The 15,298-nt window shown below is 31.3% G+C and carries 16 protein-coding genes; 9 read left to right on the top strand and 7 right to left on the bottom strand.

Going from position 1 to position 15,298, the window contains the following annotated elements:
• Positions 1-41 precede the first annotated feature (41 nt).
• Entirely contained in the window at positions 42-521 is a 480-nt protein-coding gene (gene pssE, locus ACFSSE_RS12310) for a PssE/Cps14G family polysaccharide biosynthesis glycosyltransferase (RefSeq protein ID WP_379040220.1), read from the bottom strand.
• A complete protein-coding gene (gene pssD, locus ACFSSE_RS12305) occupies positions 521-994 on the bottom strand; it encodes a PssD/Cps14F family polysaccharide biosynthesis glycosyltransferase (RefSeq protein ID WP_379040221.1) in 474 nt (157 codons plus the stop codon). The genes pssE and pssD overlap by 1 nt, the downstream gene beginning before the upstream one ends.
• 612 nt (positions 995-1,606) lie before the next feature.
• On the opposite strand from pssD, the gene ACFSSE_RS12300 reads away from it, so the two are divergent.
• The 6 genes from ACFSSE_RS12300 to ACFSSE_RS12275 all read left to right on the top strand — a co-directional run bounded on the left by ACFSSE_RS12300 (position 1,607) and on the right by ACFSSE_RS12275 (position 8,239).
• Positions 1,607-2,617, top strand: a complete 1,011-nt coding sequence (locus ACFSSE_RS12300; RefSeq protein WP_379040222.1) for a Gfo/Idh/MocA family protein — start codon at positions 1,607-1,609, stop codon at positions 2,615-2,617.
• A 4-nt stretch (positions 2,618-2,621) separates the two neighbouring features.
• A complete protein-coding gene (locus tag ACFSSE_RS12295; RefSeq protein WP_379040223.1) occupies positions 2,622-3,494 on the top strand; it encodes a hypothetical protein in 873 nt (290 codons plus the stop codon).
• A gap of 252 nt (positions 3,495-3,746) precedes the next feature.
• Positions 3,747-5,132 (top strand): undecaprenyl-phosphate glucose phosphotransferase, encoded by a 1,386-nt coding sequence (locus ACFSSE_RS12290; RefSeq protein WP_379040224.1) that lies wholly within the window; start codon positions 3,747-3,749, stop codon positions 5,130-5,132.
• A 44-nt stretch (positions 5,133-5,176) separates the two neighbouring features.
• On the top strand, positions 5,177-6,151 hold the full coding sequence (locus ACFSSE_RS12285; protein WP_379040225.1) for a type I phosphomannose isomerase catalytic subunit: 975 nt from the start codon (positions 5,177-5,179) through the stop codon (positions 6,149-6,151).
• 47 nt (positions 6,152-6,198) lie between these two features.
• The gene (locus ACFSSE_RS12280) at positions 6,199-7,158 is read left to right on the top strand and encodes a CvpA family protein (protein WP_379040226.1); all 960 of its coding nucleotides are present in this window, start codon (positions 6,199-6,201) and stop codon (positions 7,156-7,158) included.
• Between the two features lie 43 nt (positions 7,159-7,201).
• Positions 7,202-8,239, top strand: a complete 1,038-nt coding sequence (locus ACFSSE_RS12275) for a patatin-like phospholipase family protein (protein WP_379040227.1) — start codon at positions 7,202-7,204, stop codon at positions 8,237-8,239.
• 26 nt (positions 8,240-8,265) lie between these two features.
• Here the strand turns inward: ACFSSE_RS12275 and ACFSSE_RS12270 are convergent, their stop codons facing one another.
• Together ACFSSE_RS12270 and panB are read right to left on the bottom strand one after the other, a co-directional pair.
• The gene (locus ACFSSE_RS12270; RefSeq protein WP_379040229.1) at positions 8,266-8,994 is read right to left on the bottom strand and encodes an RluA family pseudouridine synthase; all 729 of its coding nucleotides are present in this window, start codon (positions 8,992-8,994) and stop codon (positions 8,266-8,268) included.
• A gap of 80 nt (positions 8,995-9,074) precedes the next feature.
• Positions 9,075-9,890 carry a 3-methyl-2-oxobutanoate hydroxymethyltransferase gene (panB, locus tag ACFSSE_RS12265; RefSeq protein ID WP_379040231.1) on the bottom strand — a complete coding sequence of 272 codons (816 nt, stop codon included), beginning with the start codon at positions 9,888-9,890 and terminating at the stop codon, positions 9,075-9,077.
• Positions 9,891-10,117: 227 nt separating this feature from the next.
• Here panB and carA point away from each other — a divergent pair, with 227 nt between their 5' ends.
• Complete coding sequence (gene carA / locus ACFSSE_RS12260) at positions 10,118-11,215, top strand: glutamine-hydrolyzing carbamoyl-phosphate synthase small subunit (protein WP_379040232.1); 1,098 nt, start codon at positions 10,118-10,120, stop codon at positions 11,213-11,215.
• A gap of 270 nt (positions 11,216-11,485) precedes the next feature.
• On the opposite strand, the gene ACFSSE_RS12255 is transcribed toward carA, so the two are convergent.
• Positions 11,486-11,827, bottom strand: coding sequence for an MGMT family protein (locus ACFSSE_RS12255; RefSeq protein WP_379040233.1), 342 nt, complete (start codon positions 11,825-11,827; stop codon positions 11,486-11,488).
• A 105-nt stretch (positions 11,828-11,932) separates the two neighbouring features.
• Complete coding sequence (gene trmB / locus ACFSSE_RS12250; protein ID WP_379040234.1) at positions 11,933-12,580, bottom strand: tRNA (guanosine(46)-N7)-methyltransferase TrmB; 648 nt, start codon at positions 12,578-12,580, stop codon at positions 11,933-11,935.
• A gap of 117 nt (positions 12,581-12,697) precedes the next feature.
• Between trmB and fcl the strand changes: the two genes are divergently transcribed.
• Positions 12,698-13,627 (top strand): GDP-L-fucose synthase, encoded by a 930-nt coding sequence (gene fcl, locus ACFSSE_RS12245; RefSeq protein WP_379040235.1) that lies wholly within the window; start codon positions 12,698-12,700, stop codon positions 13,625-13,627.
• Positions 13,628-13,722: 95 nt separating this feature from the next.
• Here the strand turns inward: fcl and arfB are convergent, their stop codons facing one another.
• Entirely contained in the window at positions 13,723-14,151 is a 429-nt protein-coding gene (gene arfB / locus ACFSSE_RS12240) for an alternative ribosome rescue aminoacyl-tRNA hydrolase ArfB (RefSeq protein WP_379040236.1), read from the bottom strand.
• A 3-nt stretch (positions 14,152-14,154) separates the two neighbouring features.
• On the opposite strand from arfB, the gene porQ reads away from it, so the two are divergent.
• Positions 14,155-15,201: a type IX secretion system protein PorQ gene (gene porQ, locus ACFSSE_RS12235; protein ID WP_379040237.1), complete on the top strand. Its 1,047-nt coding sequence runs from the start codon at positions 14,155-14,157 to the stop codon at positions 15,199-15,201.
• Positions 15,202-15,298 lie beyond the last annotated feature (97 nt).

The raw sequence follows: 15,298 nt of genomic DNA, 5'->3' as shown, positions 1-15,298 counted from the left end.
TGTGCTGATTTAATTAGCAAAGGAATTGTATAATTTAATTTTTATAAATTGTCTATATAATTTACTAAAAAACCTTCTAAATCTTTTTTAGTTGATACAAATGGTGAAGGTTCAAATTTGCGAGCTTTGGCAAGAACATCTGCAAATTTATCATGCTCATACCAAGGTATTAAATAATTAAGTCTGGCAAATTCTTCTAAAATATCTATTTGATGATCATCCACATGTTCTTTAAACTTATGTAACCTTGGGATAGCAATTATTTTTTTTTTCATTCTAAACCCTCTAAGGATAGAACCAACGCCTCCATGTGTTACTATTATTTCCGCTCGCTCATACAAATTATCTAATTCTTTAGGTTCAATAAATGCTCTAATCGTCATAAAGTCAGATTTGAAGGCTGTATGTCCTGCTTGAACGATGATTTCCTCACTAATTTCCCAACTTTTAATTGCATTTTCTATAGCTAAAATTGGGCGGCTAAATTCAATTTTGAATGTTCCTAAAAGTACTAATATCATTAAAATAAACCTCCTTTATAAATTGATTTTGGATAAAGTTTTTGTGCCGATTCCCATTGTACCAAAAACAAATCTGCAAATGGATAAACTAAATTAGCTGTTTTTGCTTTACTATTTACCCTGGCATACGATAAAATATAGATAATTTTAATTCCCATTAATTTACCCAAAACACACATGGGGAATGCGGTATGACTACCTGTTGTGATGATAACTTTTGGTTTAAAACTGATTAAAATGAAGAATGACAGGTAAAAATTAACCAAAATACTCCAGATGTATTTAACTCCTCTTCCCATTACATCAGGCCTAATGTATTTTACATTGTACTTTTCTTTGAGTGCTTTTGTGCTCTCCAATTCTTCGGTAACTAACAAATATTCGTATTTGCTTCTCAATTCTTCTAGCTGCAAAACTTCATCTAAATGCCCTCCTGCCGAACTTGCAAACAAAACTTTCGTATCTTTATTCATTATTAATAATAAGTATTATTTAGCTATTGAAAATCATAATTGTATGAACATTGTTTCCATTAATCTATTACAAATTTTTATACGCTATTTTTCTTTTAAAAGTTTAAATAATTTTAGAAAAACATACGATAGTAAAACCTTTTAACTAGGGGTAATTAAGAAAAAAAACTTGATTACCCTGATGGTTACTTAATGAAATAATTAAAGCCTAAACAGATAAAAACATTTAAAACTTTAGCTATGTTTAAAATCTGGTTCAACAAAAAAATCATTCTTACCTTATGCTTTTTAATTTCACTAAACTTAACTCAAAAGCTATTATTTTTATTAATAAGCCAATATAAGGTTAAAAGATAAATTTTTAGCTAAAATTGATCTTTCTGTTGTTAAGCGCAATAAATTCGAAAAGATCTGAAAAGATTTAATCATTTTTACTAAAATTGCTTTAATTAAACCAAAAACTGTTTAACAATAGATCAAAAAAAATTATATTGTCCCTTTTAATAAAACAAACAGGTTAAAACAAATTGTTTATCAAAATTTTTAAATTTAAACAAACATTATCGGTGTTAATACCGTACAAAATAATCAAGAAATAACAATACATAATTTATGATAAAAGTTGCATTAATAGGTGCGGGAAAAATGGGTATCTCCCATTTATCTATACTCGGCGCAAATCCAAATGTAGAGGTTGTGGGTGTTTGTGATACCTCTAAAATGGTTAATGATTTTCTTAGTCGTTACGGGAAATTTAATTGCTTTACAGATTATGAAAAAATGGTTAATGAAACTAAGCCTGATGCAGTTTTTGTTGCCGTACCTACTAAATTTCATTATTCCATTATTAAAGATTTACTTAACAAAAAAGTTCATGTATTTGCAGAAAAACCATTTTGTTTAACATCTGTAGAAGGGCAAGAATTAGTTAGTTTAGCTGCAACACAAGAAGTTATAAACCAAGTAGGATACCATAATAAATTTATTGGCACATTTAAAGAAGTAAAACGATTAGTTAACACTGGCATTTTAGGCAAAATCCATCATTTTGTTGGGGAGTCTTACGGCCCAGTTGTTACCAAACCCCAGCAAGCTACTTGGCGATCAGACCCTAAAGCTGGTGGCGGTTGTTTACTAGATTATGCTTCACATGTTATAGATTTGATAAATGATACACTTGCACCAGTATCATCTGTAAAAGGAAGCGTTTTAGATTCTATTTATTCAGTAAATGTAGAAGATGCTGTTTATTCATTATTAGAACTTAACAATAACGTAAAAGGCGTTTTATCTGTAAACTGGAGCGATGAAACCTACCGAAAAATGTCAACCACTATTACAATTTCTGGCACAAACGGTAAAATAATATCAGACGCAAGTGAACTAAAAGTTTATTTAAAAGACGCAAAATCTTTAGCAGGTTATACAGACGGTTGGAATTTAAAAAACATTACAGATTTAACTGAACCTGTAGATTTTAATTTACGTGGCGAAGAATATACCAGCCAAGTAGATTATTTTATTGATACTATTTTAGGTAAAGTTCCAAATACAATTAACACATTTCAAAGCGCTTGGTTTACAGACAAAGCAATTGAATTAATTAAAAGTAATTCAAAATAAAATTATGGAAAGAGTACTATTTGGCGATAATCAGTTTTTCGCCGTTAATCATATATCTGACGAAAAATCAAGGGCACAATCTATAAAATTTAAAGAAGATAGTGCTATCATTAAAACATTAGATGAAGCCCGATCTGTAGGAATTAACACCTTTATGTGTACCACCCATGATAGGATAGTTAATATTTGTAACACCATTAGAAGCGAGCCTGAAAAGTATAAAGATTTTACCATTTACCCTTGTATGCCTTATGCTCACAAATATGCTAATGCAGTAACAGAGCTTGGCATTGCTGGAACCATAAAACAGTATGTGCCGGGTAATTTTTTTGGTTCTATGTTTAAAGGCGGTGTAGCATTTATTTCTAAAGATTACCTATCTATAATGGAGTTATTGGTAGATGCAGAGATGAAAATGTTTAAAGGAATCAATACGCCAGTAATCTTTTTGCAAAATGTAATTACCGATCTTTTATTGGGTTTAAGAGCTGATGAAGTTTTAATCGCTTTCCATCAATATGTAAAGAAAAAATATAATGTGGAGGCGGGCTTTATTACCATGAATATGCCTAAACTTTTAGATGTTTTAGAAAAAGGTGGTATTGAAAACCCAATTATTTGTGCTTCAATTAATAAAGCAGGATTTAGAATGTCTGGTGGTAATGCTGTTTATGAAGATGTTTTAAAAACAAGAAAATTAAGAGCAATAGCAATGCAGGTTTTAGCAGGTGGGGCAATACACCCTAAAGATGCTATAGAGTATGTGTGCGACTTGCCAAATATTGAATCTATATTGTTTGGAGCTTCTTCTAAAGCTAACATAGAAAGTACTTATAACTATATTCACAATTTTGATCAAAAGAAAAAAGGATTATAATTTAGATTTTTAAACCATTAATAAAGCTTAAAAAAACTTTTCATTTATTTAGGCTTTTAAATCTTATATTATTTAGATTAACTTTGAGTTTAATTTTTTTGAATTAAGAGCCTGTTTAAAGTTGTAGCCACAAATAAGTATAAACAAATTATTAGATAAATTTTAAACAGGCTTAAAATTATCGTAAAGTTTTACAAAAATTTAATCAATATTGTATCAAAAAAATCGAAAAAGTAAAATAGTTAAGCATAAATGAACAGTAGATTCGATAATTTTTTCAGAATATTTTTTGCCTTTACAGATTTAGGCTTTTTATGTTTATTACATTTAATACTCTTACTTAATTATAATTTCCAGTCAGATTCTGCAAATATTAGCCATGTAGTATTCTTTATCATGAATAATATTTTTTGGTTAATGAGTTCTTATATTACAGAGGTTTATATAAATGATAAGATTTTAAACTTTAAAAAATTTGCCCGCCGTACCAATAGGGCTTTCATTATATACCTGATACTATTATTAATTTATCTTTTCTTTTCAAGGTATAACTATAATCAACAGTATTTAATCATCAGTTTTTCTGCTTTTGCTACTTATTTGGTTTTAAGTAGAGTTGCATTTCTAAAAGTTGCAGAATATATTGGAAGAAAAAAACGAGCTGTAAACAAAATTATCATTTTAGGTAACAACAAGTTTTCTAAAGAATTAGCAATTAAGCTTAGAAAAACTAACAAAACACTTAATATTTTAGGTTCTTTTTCTGAAAAAGAGATTTCTCAAAACGATGAAGATTTTAAATATTTAGGAACACTTGATGATGCTATTCAGTATGCTGTAAATAACCAAATAACAGAAATTTATTGCACCCTTTCTCCAGAAGTTTATCCGCAAATTTATCATATTGCACAATCTGCAGAGAACTTATGCATGCGATTTAGATTTGTACCTGATTTATTCTATTTTGTTCAAAGAGAGGTGCATTTCGATTACTTGCATGATGTTCCGGTACTTTCTTTAAGATCAGAACCGTTAGAAGATTTTGCAGTACAAGCTAAAAAACGCCTTTTTGATATCGTATTTAGTACTTTGGTGACTATATTTTTGTTAAGTTGGTTGGTGCCAATTATCGCAATTTTAATTAAGCTAGACTCAAAAGGTCCTGTTTTCTTTTTACAAGAGCGGTCTGGGAAAAACAACCAACCGTTTAAATGTATTAAGTTTAGAAGCTTAAAAATGAACGCTGAAGCAAATAGTAAACAAGTTACCCTTGGCGATAAACGAATAACTAAGCTGGGCAAATTTTTAAGAAAATCAAGTATTGATGAATTGCCTCAATTTTTTAACGTTTTAAAAGGAGAAATGTCTGTTGTTGGCCCACGCCCACACATGCTAAAACATACAGAAGAGTACTCTGCAATAATTATGAAATACATGATTAGGCATTACCAAAAACCTGGTGTTACTGGCCATGCCCAAGTAAATGGTTTTAGGGGCGAAATTAAAACCGAAGAACAATTGATTAAAAGAATTGAATACGATGTTTGGTATATTGAAAATTGGAGCATTTGGCTTGATTTAAAAATTATAATCCAAACTGTTGTAGTAACCATAAAAGGACAAGATAGCGCCTATTAAGTTCTAATGTTTAAATAAAATACAAAATTTCTAATTTCACATTTGTGCTATATCCATTAAAATTCAAAACAATATTTAAAGATAAAATTTGGGGTGGTAATAAAATTAACACCCAATTAGGAAAAGACTATTCTCCACTTCCAAACTGTGGCGAAACTTGGGAAATATCTGGTGTAAAATCTGATGTTTCTGTTGTTGCAAACGGTTCTTTACAAGGTAGCTCTTTAGCAGATTTATTGGCGGAATATAAGGCTGATCTTTTAGGTATAAAAAATTACAATCGTTTTGGAAACGAATTTCCGTTGTTAGTAAAGTTTATAGATGCAAATGAAGATTTATCAATACAGGTACACCCTGATGATGAACTGGCAAAAAAACGCCATAATTCTTTTGGCAAAACAGAGATGTGGTACGTTTTACAAGCTGATAAAAATGCTTCATTAATAGCGGGTTTTAATCAAGAAGTTGATAAAGAACTTTACTTAGAAAAATTTAATGCTGGTAATTTAACTGATATTTTAAATAAAGAAGAAGTAGAAGCTGGCGATGTTTTCTTTTTGCCTGCTGGCAGGGTACACACCATTGGTAAAGGATTGTTAATTGCAGAAATTCAGCAAACTTCAGATATCACCTACCGTATTTATGATTTTGACAGAAAAGACGACAAAGGAAATTTAAGAGAATTGCACACTGAAGAAGCAATTGATGCAATTGACTATAATTTTTATAAAGAATACAAAACTCCGTATCAAGACAATTTAAACCAAGCTGTAGAATTAATTGATTGCCCATATTTTACAACCAACATTTTAGATTACACGCAAGAAGTTGCCAGAGATTATAGCATCTTAGATAGCTTTATCATTCATGTTTGTGTTGAAGGTGCTTACACTTTAAAATATGGTATTGAAGAATTGCCAGTACAAATGGGCGATTGCGTTTTAATTCCGGCAACTACACAAAAAGTTGTGATGAGCACCAATAACGGCTTTAAGATTTTAGAAAGTTACATCAGCTAATTTTTATCTTTTAACCTCTTTTGGATTACTTTTTGTAATATCAAAATATGTTTAACTATGTTGATATTATACTACTGATAATTATTTTATCAGCTATATACTTAGGTTATATTCGTGGATTTATCTTAGGCTTTTTAGAATTTTTAGCTTTGGCAATTAGCATATTAATTGCATTTTTAAATTACCAATATATAGCCACTTTTTTAGATGATAATTTTCATTTACAAGAAAGGTGGCTTTTTCCTTTATCGTTTATTATTAGCCTTTTTATCAATCGATTAATTATTGGTATAATTATATACTGGCTAATCAAATTTATACCTAAAAGCACTCAAGAAAATTCAGTTAATAAGCTGGGAGGCATTTTACCTGGTATTGTTAAAGGGTTCTTTTATGCAGCAATTATTGCATTAATATTTTCATTTATACCTTTATGGCCTAATTTACCAATTGATACTAGAGAGAGTTATGTAGCAGGTATCTTAACACAAAAAATAGAAACTCTTGATCAAAAAATAGCTCCAGAAATTAGCGAGCAGGTAAAACAAAGTATCAGCAAACTTACCATAGAACCAGAATCTGATGAAACAATTTATTTACATTTTAATTTGAATAATGTAAATGCTAATGAGAAATATGAAAACCATCTTTTAGTTTTGGTAAATCAGGAACGTAGGAAAGCAGGGTTGGGAATTTTAGCAAGAGACACTTCATTAAGAACTGTTGCTCGGTTTCACTCTACAGATATGTTTAAAAAGGGCTACTTTTCTCATATAAATTTGGAGAATGAAACTCCTTTTGATAGAATAAAACAGCGAAAAATAAAATACACCACCGCTGGCGAAAATTTAGCACTGGCTCAAACTGTAGAAATTGCTCATTTAGGCTTAATGAATTCTCCCGGGCATAAGGCTAACATTTTAAACCCAAAATTTGGCCGAGTAGGTATTGGAATTATAGATGGAGGAATTTATGGTTTAATGGTTACCCAAAATTTCAGAAACTAGCCCCTTATTTACTTTTTTGTTATTTATTGCTACATTTAGTAAAATGAAAACAATTTTATCTATAGACGGTGGCGGAATAAAAGGTATTATACCTGGGATGGTTTTAGCAGAATTAGAAGATCGATTAAGAAAAAAAACCGGTAACAATAATGCATATATAGCTCAATACTTCGATTTTTTTGCAGGTACAAGTACAGGCGGAATTTTAACTTGTTTATTACTTTGCCCTTCTAAAGAAGACCCAACAAAGCCAAGATTTAGTGCAAGAGATGCGTTAAACCTATATGTAGAAAACGGACCTAAAATTTTTGAAAGTAAAGGCTTTAAAAAAGTATTTGCTGATATTGGCTGGGTAACAGAGCGTTACGATGCCGAATTTTTAGAGAAAATTTTATTAGATTATTTTGAAGATGTTAAGCTAAGTGATCTGATAAAACCTTGCATTATTACAGCCTACAATATTGAACTTAGAAAAGCCCACATATTTAGACAAAAAGTTGCCAAAGAAAGAGGCGATAGTAGAGATTTTTATGTAAGAGATGTTTGCAGAGCTACATCTGCAGCACCTACCTACTTTAGTGTAGCAGAAATTCACTCTATTGCTGGGGTACGCTACCCACTGTTAGATGGTGGTATATTTGCCACAAACCCATCTTTAAGCGCATTTGTTGAAATTAAAAAAGAACCTGATGATTTATTCCCTAACGACATTCATATACTTTCTTTAGGTACTGGTGTTTCAAAGCAATCTTATGATAGTGACGAATTAAGAGATACTAAAGCGCTTTTTGTAGTTCCGGCTTTATTAGATATGATGATGAGTGCATCCACAGAAACTAGTCATTTTTACATGAAACAAATTTTTAGTTTTTTAGGTATTCCTGATCATTACATACGTTTAGAGCCTCAAAATTTACAAAGCGTTCAAGAAAAATTAGATGCCGCCGACCCTAAAAACATTCAGAAATTAATGGCTTTAGCAGATAGAATGATTAGCCAACGTAGCAATGTAATTGATGTAATTGTTGACAATTTGATAAAATTAAAAGGACCAAAAGTTGTGGATAATGTAAAATCCTGATTTTTTTAAACTTTCATTTTTTAACCTTATTTCTTTGGTAAAAAGTTATCAAATTTTTCCCAAAAACCATCTCTTGGCAAAGGGGCAAATATATTAACTGGTTCTTTTTTTATAGGATGTATAAATTGTAACCTAAGTGCATGTAAAGCAATACTTTTTTTCCTGCTACCTCTTGGGTAGCCGTATTTGTTATCGCCAACAATTGGACTACCTAAAGTTGATAATTGTACCCTTATTTGATGCGGACGACCAGTGATTGGGTCAACTTCTATTAAATAATATTCGTTTTGGTAACCTAAAACTTTAAAATTAAGTTCGGCTCTTTGGCTACCTTTAATTTCTGTATTGTACGGAGTTGTTATATTTTTCTTAGGATTTTTAATTAAATAATGAACTAAATTCCCTTCCATTTCATTTGGCCTTTGGCGTACAACAGCCCAATATGTTTTGTGCATATCACGCTCTTTAAACATTTTGTTTATCCGGTCTAAAGCTTTTGAAGTTTTCGCAAACAAAATTACACCACTTACTGGTCTATCTAATCGGTGCACAACACCTAAAAAAGCCCCATTTGGTTTATTATATTTTTCGGCAATGTAAGTTTTCACCATTTCATCTAAAGATGGATCGTTGGTATCATCAACTTGCACAATCCAACCTGCTTTTTTATAAACAGCTATTAAATGGTTATCCTCATAAAGAATATCTTTATCGGTAATTTTATAAAACTCTTTATCTGATAGTTCGTTTTTCATTTTTGTATTTCCTTTTTAGGAAGCAATATTTTTACGCAATTTTAATAACTAACTAACTAACTAACTAACTAACTAACTAACTAATACTGCTCCTTCTCATTAGGAAAACTTCCGCTTTTTACATCTTTAATATAAGATTGTACTGCTCCATTAATTTGATCGTACATCTCTAAATACTGGCGTAAAAAACGTGGTGTAAAACCTTTTGTTAAGCCAATCATATCATTAACTACCAAAACTTGTCCATCACAATGTTGCCCTGCTCCTATTCCAATAGTTGGTATTATTAAACTTGCTGTAACTTCTTGTGCCAATTTAGCCGGTATTTTCTCTAATACTACAGAAAAACAACCTGCTTCTTGTATGCGCAAAATATCGCTTTTTAATTTATCAGCTTCTGCTTCTTCTTTTGCCCTAACCGTATAAGTACCAAATTTATAAATTGATTGTGGTGTTAATCCTAAATGCCCCATTACAGGTATTCCTGCTGCCACAATACGCTCAATAGATTCAGCAACTTCTGCACCACCTTCTAACTTTACTGCGTGTGCACCAGATTCTTTCATTACCCTAATGGCAGAACTTAAAGCTTCTTTTGAGTTACCTTGATAAGAACCAAAAGGCAAATCTACAACTACTAAAGCTCTTTTTGTACCTCTAATAACTGAGGAAGCATGGTAAATCATCTGGTCTAAAGTGATTGGTAAAGTTGTTTCATGCCCTGCCATCACCATCGATGCTGAATCTCCGACCAAAATAACATCTACCCCACCTTCATCTACCACCTTAGCCATAGAATAATCATAAGCGGTAAGCATGGCTATTTTCTCTCCCTTATTTTTCATTTCTTGTAAAATATGGGTGGTTATTCTCTTCAGCTCTTTATGTACCGACATAACTTTTGGTTTTTTTAAGGATTGTAAAATTTACCAAAGTTAAAAAAATGATTGTTCTTAAAATTAAAAACTAAAATAATATCGGATTTTATCTAAAAAATGATAATTTTGCACCCCGAGATGAATAATAAGAATTCCTTATTTCCTACAAGCACATCCGCGGAAGCGTTTTCCTCTATTTTTTCTTTTTTAATACATCCTAAACAACACATAATTACACCTTTAAAATGAGCGCATATTACACCAAATTACCGGCAGTACTACTTTTAGCAGATGGAACAGTTTACCACGGTAAAGCCGCAGGTAAAATTGGAACCACAACAGGCGAAATTTGCTTTAATACCGGAATGACAGGTTATCAGGAGGTTTTTACTGATCCCTCTTATTTTGGTCAAATTATGGTTACCACCAACACTCATATTGGTAATTATGGAATAACCAATGAAGAATCAGAGTCTGATGGAATAAAAATTGCAGGTTTAGTTTGTAAAAACTTCAATATTCCTTACAGTAGAAAACAAGCTGACCAATCAATCCAAGATTATTTTCAGGATGAGAATATGGTTGGAATTTCTGATGTTGACACCAGAGAGATTGTGCGTCATATTAGAGATAAAGGTGCAATGAATGCGATTATTTCTTCTGAGATTTTAGATATTGAAGAACTTAAAATAAAGCTAGCCGAAGTTCCATCTATGAATGGTTTAGAACTTTCTTCTAAAGTAAGCACCAAAGAACCTTATTTTTTTGGTGATGAAAATGCTGAAATAAAAGTTGCCGTTTTAGATTTAGGAGTTAAGAAAAATATTTTAAGAAATTTCTCTGAAAGAGGTGTTTACGCAAAAGTTTTTCCAGCAAAAACTAGCTTTTCAGAAATGGAAAAATGGGCTCCAAATGGTTATTTTATTTCGAATGGCCCTGGCGACCCATCTGCAATGCCTTACGCTATTGATACTGTAAAAGAAATTTTAGCTACCGATAAACCATTATTTGGCATTTGCTTAGGTCATCAATTATTAGCGCTGGCAAACGGTGTTGGTACGGTTAAAATGTTTAACGGTCATCGTGGTTTAAACCATCCTGTTAAAAACATTATTAAAGACCATTGCGAAGTTACTTCACAAAACCATGGTTTTGGTGTTGTTGCTAGTGATATTGAAAAATCAGATAAAGTAGAAATAACGCATATCAACTTAAACGATAAATCTATTGAAGGAATTAGAGTAAAAGGTAAAAATGCTTTTTCGGTACAATACCACCCAGAATCTTCTCCGGGCCCTCATGATTCGAGATATTTATTTGATGATTTTATAGCGATGCTATAATTTTTTAAAAGCCTCATCTTAACCGAATGAGGCTTTTTTGGTTTATGTAGAAAACATCTAAATATTAAAAAAATCAAAATCTACATATTAACCTAAAAAGCTTTTTGGCTTCTTAAATATCGAAATTCATAAACATTTTTTCTCCCGCAGATTTCGCTGTTTTACGCAGATACTTTTATACCTATTCATACTTTAAATAACACTTTGCGTTATCTATGTTTGAAATCTCCTGTTAAACTTTATGATTTTTTTTTGGCTTTGTGGTCAAAGTCACTTTTCTAAATCTAATTCTAAACTCGGCTCCCAATAATGATCTTTAAAATTCTGAATCTTGTCATTTTTAACAATAACACCTTCTGCAGCCAATAACTCTTCCATTTTTGTTGGGCTTTCAAAGTGGAATTTACCTGTTAGCAAACCATTTCTATTAACCACCCTGTGAGCAGGAATTTGAGGCAAAATAAGAGAAGCACCATTCATGGCATAACCAACCATTCTTGATGAACCTTTTATTCCTAAATAGGCGGCAATTGCCCCATAAGAAGTTACTTTACCTTCCGGAATTAAACGAACTACCTGATAAACCTGTTCAAAAAAAGAAGCTCTATCCATATTTTGACAATGCTGAAGGCTAAATGCGTAAAGCTAAAAGCTCTATTCTCTCTTAACCAATCACTTATGACGCTCTTATCTATCGTCTGCAATCTAATATCTAAACTAAAAAGCAAATCTTACATAATTAATATTCTTATCTTTTTGAAGGTAAATACGCTCGTAATGCGTTTTAATTGATAAAATTTCATCTCCAGGAAAATCTTTATATACATCAGTTGTTTTTTGAAGTGTTGGAATATTTAACTCTTCTAATTTCTCTAATGTATATTTAAAAAAACCATCGTTATCTGTCTTTAAATTCATAATTCCGTTTTCTTTTAAAACAGTTTTATATTTATTTAAAAACATAGGATTTGTTAAGCGCTTACGCTCTAATGGACTTTGGGCTTGTGGATCTGGGAAAGTTAACCAAATTTCATCAATCTCCCCTACCTCAAAATAATCCATAATATTTTGAATTTGTATGCGCAAAAAGCCAACATTACTAATTCCCTCATCAATTGCCATTTTAGCACCAACCCACAACCTATTACCTTTATAATCTATACCTACAAAGTTTTTATCAGGAAATTTCTTAGCCAAATTAACGCTATACTCGCCCTTGCCACAGGCTAGCTCCAATACAACTGGATTGTTATTGTTAAAAAAAGACTTTGCCCATTGGCCTTTAAACTCTTTACCCTCTTCTAATTGTTTTACGTTTGCAAAAGTGCCAATTTCTGTAAAACGTTGTAATTTTCTTTTCGCCAATTGTTTAATTTTCTGCAAAAATAAGATTTCCTACTTATTTATATAAACTATTTAATTTAAAGAGTTTTAAAGCAAAATAAGAATTTTATCTTTGGGCAAATTAAGATTAAAATAGCTTTGGAAAAATCATCAAAAATTTATGTAGCAGGTCACAGAGGCATGGTAGGTTCTGCAATTGTTAGAAAACTAGAAAAAGAAGGTTATCAAAACATCATTACCAGAACATCAAAAGAACTTGATTTAAGGAACCAAATAGCTGTCGCTGATTTTTTTGCAACAGAAAAACCAGAATATGTTTTTTTAGCAGCTGCAAAAGTTGGTGGAATTATAGCTAACAATACTTACAGAGCCGAATTTTTGTTCGACAATTTGCAAATACAGAATAACATTATCCATAACTCCTATTTAAACAACGTTACTAAGTTGATGTTCTTAGGTTCGAGCTGTATTTACCCTAAAATGGCTCCACAGCCATTAAAAGAGGAGTATTTACTAACAGGTTTGTTAGAAGAAACTAATGAACCTTATGCAATTGCAAAAATAACTGGTATAAAAATGTGCGATGCTTATAGAGCACAATATGGCTGTAATTATATATCGGCAATGCCAACTAATTTATATGGTTACAATGATAATTACCACCCACAAAACTCGCATGTTTTACCTGCTTTAATCAGAAAATTTCATGAAGCTAAGCAAAAAAATGATGCTAACGTAACCATTTGGGGGAGCGGAAGCCCAATGCGTGAGTTTTTATTTGCCGATGATTTAGCGGATGCTTGCTATTTTTTAATGCAAAATTACAACGAACCTCACTTGATTAATGTGGGTACCGGAGAAGATTTAACCATTAAAGATTTAGCTTTAATGATTAAGGATATTATTGGTTTTGAAGGAGAATTGGTTTTTGATAGCACTAAACCAGATGGTACTCCACGTAAATTAATGGACGTTAGCAAATTGCACAGTAAAGGCTGGAAACATAAAGTTGATTTAAAAGAAGGTATCGCTTTAGCTTATCAAGATTTTTTAACAAAACATGCTTAAAATTTAAGTTATTGTTTGCAAATATTAAAAAGCCCATTTCCAAAGATTTGGGTTTTTGTTATTTGAACCGAATTTTAATAGCATGGGCAATTATCTTAATCAAAACTATTGTTTCTGTTAATTTTCTTTAAAGCTTGCTTTCTTTTACCCTCTAGCCTTTTCTTTACAGATGCGTAACTAGGTTTAGATTTTTTTCTTTCTGCAACCAACTCCAAACTTTTAGCAATCAAATAAAAAGCTTTTTTTATGGCAATTTCTTTGTTTCGCAGTTGCGATCTATCTTCCTCTGCGGTTACGCTAAAAATTTTCTCTTTCGAAATTCTGTTACTTAAATTCAAGGCTATTCTTTCTTTCTCCTCATCAGTAAATAACGCAGAAGTGCTAAAATGCCAAATTAATTCAACCTTAGTTTCTACCTTGTTTACATTTTGCCCGCCTTTGCCCCCACTTCTTGAGGTTTTAAAACTAAACTCCTTTTCTAAAAGGTCTTTATTAATATTCATAATTAAAGCTAAATTAGCCATATCATGTTTAAAAAGTTTATCTCTTTATTGTTTTATGCAATATTTTGTTTTTCAGCAATTTGCGAAGCACAAATTGGAGGTAAAGGTGTGTTTAGGTTTTTAAATTTGCCAAATTCGGCCAAAGTTGCCGCTTTAGGTAACGGTTTTCCTGTTGCAAACGATGCCGAGTTTAACCAAACATTTGCAAATCCGTCTTTAATAAATGCAAGTCATCAAAATGCAACCTCATTAAATTACAGTAATTATATATCTGATATTAACTTCGGAAGCGCACAATACGGTCTTAAGTTTAAAGAAAAAGAGACTATTTCTTTAGGTTTAATGTTTATTAACTATGGCAATTTTGAGGAATACACGGAAATTGGAAACCCAACTGGTGGTAATTTTACAGCCGGAGATTACCTGTTAAATGTTGGTTATGCTAAAAATTGGAAAGAGAAAATATATTATGGTGCAAATGCCAAAATAATTTATGGCTCTTATGATATTTATAACTCTTTTGCCATCGCTACGGATTTAGCCGTAACTTATAAAGACTCCAGTAGTAATATTGCTACTGGAATTCTATTAAAAAATATAGGCTACCAACTAAGTGCTTTTGATCAAAGTAGAGAAAATTTACCTTTTCAAATGGCTTTTTCGTTTAGTCAAAAATTGCGATATGCACCTTTTAAATATCATATTACGTATAATAATTTACAGCAGTTTAATTTAAGTAACAGTAATCCAAATGCTAATGAGGATATTGATTTAGTAGGTGGCGAAACCAAAAACAATAAAAATAGCTTTGTAAATAAATTTAGCCAGCATTTTATTTTTGGGGCAGAAATTCTATTGTCTCAGAGTTTTAACCTACAAGCTGGCTACAACTTACAGCAAAGTAGAGAATTAAGTATTAGTGGTTTGGGCGGTTTATCTGGTTTTTCCTTCGGTTTTTCGCTGCACCTTGAAAAATTAAGCTTGTCTTATGCACATTCTACGTTAAACCTAGCTGGCAGCAATAATTATTTTTCTTTGGGGCTAAATCCTTCATTTTTAAGATTTAAATAACTATTTATTAGTTATAGAACACATAGAATACTCGAAATCAATCTTCCAAAAACACAGTTTGCAACGCTTTGTTTTAACCTTTAAAAACATAACTTTG

The sequence above is a fragment of the Pedobacter alpinus genome (genome assembly GCF_042684645.1).
GTDB lineage: Bacteria > Bacteroidota > Bacteroidia > Sphingobacteriales > Sphingobacteriaceae > Pseudopedobacter > Pseudopedobacter alpinus.
The sequence above is the reverse complement of the archived record's forward strand: the minus strand, read 5'-3'. Positions and strand labels throughout refer to the sequence as shown.

Coding starts and splice junctions, on each gene's coding strand:
- pssE (WP_379040220.1), bottom strand. CDS start 521: ATGATATTAGTACTTTTAGGAACATTCAAAATTGAATTTAGCCGCCCA.
- pssD (WP_379040221.1), bottom strand. CDS start 994: ATGAATAAAGATACGAAAGTTTTGTTTGCAAGTTCGGCAGGAGGGCAT.
- ACFSSE_RS12300 (WP_379040222.1), top strand. CDS start 1,607: ATGATAAAAGTTGCATTAATAGGTGCGGGAAAAATGGGTATCTCCCAT.
- ACFSSE_RS12295 (WP_379040223.1), top strand. CDS start 2,622: ATGGAAAGAGTACTATTTGGCGATAATCAGTTTTTCGCCGTTAATCAT.
- ACFSSE_RS12290 (WP_379040224.1), top strand. CDS start 3,747: ATGAACAGTAGATTCGATAATTTTTTCAGAATATTTTTTGCCTTTACA.
- ACFSSE_RS12280 (WP_379040226.1), top strand. CDS start 6,199: ATGTTTAACTATGTTGATATTATACTACTGATAATTATTTTATCAGCT.
- ACFSSE_RS12275 (WP_379040227.1), top strand. CDS start 7,202: ATGAAAACAATTTTATCTATAGACGGTGGCGGAATAAAAGGTATTATA.
- ACFSSE_RS12270 (WP_379040229.1), bottom strand. CDS start 8,994: ATGAAAAACGAACTATCAGATAAAGAGTTTTATAAAATTACCGATAAA.
- panB (WP_379040231.1), bottom strand. CDS start 9,890: ATGTCGGTACATAAAGAGCTGAAGAGAATAACCACCCATATTTTACAA.
- carA (WP_379040232.1), top strand. CDS start 10,118: ATGAGCGCATATTACACCAAATTACCGGCAGTACTACTTTTAGCAGAT.
- ACFSSE_RS12255 (WP_379040233.1), bottom strand. CDS start 11,827: ATGGATAGAGCTTCTTTTTTTGAACAGGTTTATCAGGTAGTTCGTTTA.
- arfB (WP_379040236.1), bottom strand. CDS start 14,151: ATGGCTAATTTAGCTTTAATTATGAATATTAATAAAGACCTTTTAGAA.
- porQ (WP_379040237.1), top strand. CDS start 14,155: ATGTTTAAAAAGTTTATCTCTTTATTGTTTTATGCAATATTTTGTTTT.